A 3,002-nucleotide genomic window follows, 5' to 3' on the forward strand; every position below is an offset into this window, starting at 1 on the left:
GAGATGCCGGCCGTCGGCCAGCCGCAGCTGGGTCATGCCCGCGCCGAAGATGCCGACCATCATCGGCTCCACCACGGTCAGCGCGAAGAGGGCGCCGATGGCCGCGTCCACCGCGTTGCCGCCCGCCGCGAGCATCTCGGCGCCCGCCGCCGAGCCCAGCGGGTGATTGGTGACGACCATGCCCCGTGACGCCGTCGCCGGCCGCTTCTCCGTCATCGCGTTCGCTCCGTCAGGGCGTGGGCCAGACGTCGGGCAGCTTCGTGGCGATCCACTTCGCGAGCGCCGCGTTCACCACGCGGGGCTTCTCCTGGGCCATCCAGTGCCCCGACGGCACCACCACCTCGGTGAGGTCACAGCAATCCCGCCGCATCGGCTCGGCCAGCCGGGAGTGGACCGTCTCGCACGTGTAGTCGTACTCGCCGTGCAGGAACAGGACGGGCAGGCTCAGCCGGCCGCCGTCGCGGGCCCGCGCCGCGTAGGCCACGTTGCGGTCGCCGTTCATGTACCAGGAGTCCGGGCCGAAGAAGCCGTGGCGGGCGAGCCCGGCCGCGTAGGCGTCCAGATCCTCGTCGGTGACCAGATCGGGATCGCGAGGCAGGTCGGGCGCGCGCCCGGCACCGCCGAACCAGCCGCCGTCGCGGCGCGCGGTGGCGGTGCGCGAGGGCTTGCCCTTGCCGGCCGGGCTGCCCTTGCGGAAGAGGGCCTTGACGGTGGCGCGCGGGTCGGCGTCGAACGCGGCGCGGGCCTTGTCGAAGGATTCCTCGTAGAAGAGCATGTACTCCCACTGCCCCGCCGGGTACTCCGCCTCCGGATAGATCGATCGGTCCACGAGCGGGAGCAGGTTCCTCGGGGCGAAGCCGGCCGCGAGATACGGCACGCACAGATTGGCCACACCCCAGCAGCGCCCCGGATGATGGCTCGCCAGGCTCCAGACCACCGGGCTGCCCCAGTCGTGGCCGACCCAGATCGCCTTCTCGCGGCCGAGGGCGTCGAGCAGCTCGATCATGTCGCGCACCGCGTGCTCGAGGGCGTAGTCCTCGTGGCGTCGGTACACGCCGGATCGGCCGTAGCCGCGCATGTCGGGGGCCACCGCGCGAAAGCCGAGATCGGCGAAGCACGGCAGCTGATGCCGCCAGGAGCGCGACAGCTCGGGCCAGCCGTGCACGAACACGATCGGCGGGCCGTCGGCGGCCCCCGCCTCCAGATAGAACGTGGTGTGCCGGTCCGTCTTGGCGACGCCCTCCGACACCGGGAGCCTCATCGGGGAGAAGCGCTCACACGACCGCGTCGCGCCGGAGCCGCGCGATCTCCTCCGCCGAGAAGCCGGCCTCCCCCAGGATCTCGTCGGTGTGCTCGCCCAGCGTCGGCGGCTCTCGATCGATCCCGGGGCCGCCGTGCTCGAGGCGGAAGCCGGCGCCGACCAGCCGCATCGGGCCGTAGCGCGAGTCGATGGTCTGCAGCACGTCGCGGTGCTCGAGCTGCGGGTGATCCACGATCTCGTGGATCTTCCAGATCGACCCGCACGGCACGTCGGCCGCGGTGAGCCGGGCCTCCCAGGTGCGCGGATCGTCGACGGCCAGCGCCTCCTCGATGATCTGCCGCAGCGCCGGCTCGTTGGCGGTGCGGGCCGGCCAGTCCTTGAAGCGCGGATCGGTCAGCGCGTCGGCGCGCCCGAGCGTCTTCATCAGGCCGGCGAACTGCTTCTCGGTGAGGACGGCCAGCACGATGTATCCACGACCGCAGCGGAACCGGCTCGCGGTGGGCTTGCGGCTCACCGACCCGTTGCCGATCTGCCGCTGCTCGACCCCGGCCACCGTGTACTCGGACACCGGCCCCGCGATGAAGGCCAGCGCCGCGTCCAGCATGGCCACGTCCACCAGCTGCCCTCGTCCGGTGTGGGTGCGCTGGTAGAGGGCACTCGCCACCGCCAGCGCCGCGGTGATGCCGCCGATGGTGTCACAGAGGGCGAAGCCGGCGCGAGTGGGGCCCGCCGCCGGCTCGCCGGTGATGGACATGATCCCGGACATCGCCTGCAGCTTGCCGTCGAAGGCCGCGGTGGTCCTCTCCGGCCCGGTGCGCCCGAAGCCGGAGACGCCGCAGTAGATCAGCCGTGGATTGATCGCGGAGAGCGCCTCGTAGCCGAGGCCGAGCCGATCCATGACCCCGCCGCGGAAGTTCTCCCAGACCACGTCCGCGTTTCCCACCAGCCGCTTGACGATCTCGATCGCTTCCGGGCGGCGCAGGTCCAGCGTGATGGATCGCTTGTTACCGTTCATCGAGAGGAACGAGGGCGCCATCTTGCGCTCGGCCCACGTGCGGTCGGCGGGCGAGAGGCGCGTCTCGTCACCCTCGTGGGACTCGATCTTGATGACGTCGGCGCCCAGCAGGGCCAGCTGGTAGGTGCCGTAGGGACCGGCGAGGTAGCGCGTGAAGTCGAGGATCCGGACGCCCGCGAACGGCTTGCTCACGACGCCTCGCGCTTGGCCTTGGCCACCGCCTTCACGACGTCGAATTCCTTGCGCCGCTCCGCGATCTCGTCGGGCGAGAGCTTGCCCGCGTCGAGGTACTTCTGCTTCCAGCCCGGATCCTTCGTCCACGCCAGCGGCGACGCCACCGTGGTCCGCGCCGCCGGGGCGCCCGCCAGCAGCCGAAGCGCCAGCTCGAGCGTGAGGATCTGCGACTCGCGGTCGAACGGCCGGCCCGCCGAATTGCCGAGCGGAAAATCGCTCCACACGAACCGGGGGACGCCGCAGTGCTCGACGATGTCACGGGCGCAGCCCATGATCACGGTGGCGATGCCGTTGGCCTCCAGGTGGCGCGCGGCCAGACTCACGGTCTGGTGGCAGACCGGTCAGCTGGGGACCAGGACCGCCGCGTCGGCGCCGTCCTCCCGGCAGCGGCGCAGCAGCTCGGGCGCGTCGGTCTCCATCGTCACCCGGTGGCTACGGTTGGTCGGCGCCCCGTGGAAGCGGGTGGTCAGGCTGCCGATGCGCCCCGCCGCG

At 71.8% G+C, this 3,002-nt stretch carries 4 protein-coding genes; all 4 read right to left on the reverse strand.

Going from position 1 to position 3,002, the window contains the following annotated elements:
- Positions 1-216: gamma-glutamyltransferase (locus VKN16_28125; GenBank protein ID HME98091.1), on the reverse strand; the 216-nt coding region annotated here is incomplete at its 3' end.
- Between the two features lie 13 nt (positions 217-229).
- Positions 230-1,249 carry an alpha/beta hydrolase gene (locus tag VKN16_28130; protein HME98092.1) on the reverse strand — a complete coding sequence of 340 codons (1,020 nt, stop codon included), beginning with the start codon at positions 1,247-1,249 and terminating at the stop codon, positions 230-232.
- 25 nt (positions 1,250-1,274) lie between these two features.
- Positions 1,275-2,468 (reverse strand): CoA transferase, encoded by a 1,194-nt coding sequence (locus tag VKN16_28135; GenBank protein HME98093.1) that lies wholly within the window; start codon positions 2,466-2,468, stop codon positions 1,275-1,277.
- Positions 2,465-3,002: glycine reductase (locus VKN16_28140; protein ID HME98094.1), on the reverse strand; the 538-nt coding region annotated here is incomplete at its 5' end. The genes VKN16_28140 and VKN16_28135, both read right to left, overlap by 4 nt.

It is taken from the genome of Candidatus Methylomirabilota bacterium (genome assembly GCA_035315345.1).
In the GTDB taxonomy this organism is placed as follows: domain Bacteria; phylum Methylomirabilota; class Methylomirabilia; order Rokubacteriales; family CSP1-6; genus CAMLFJ01.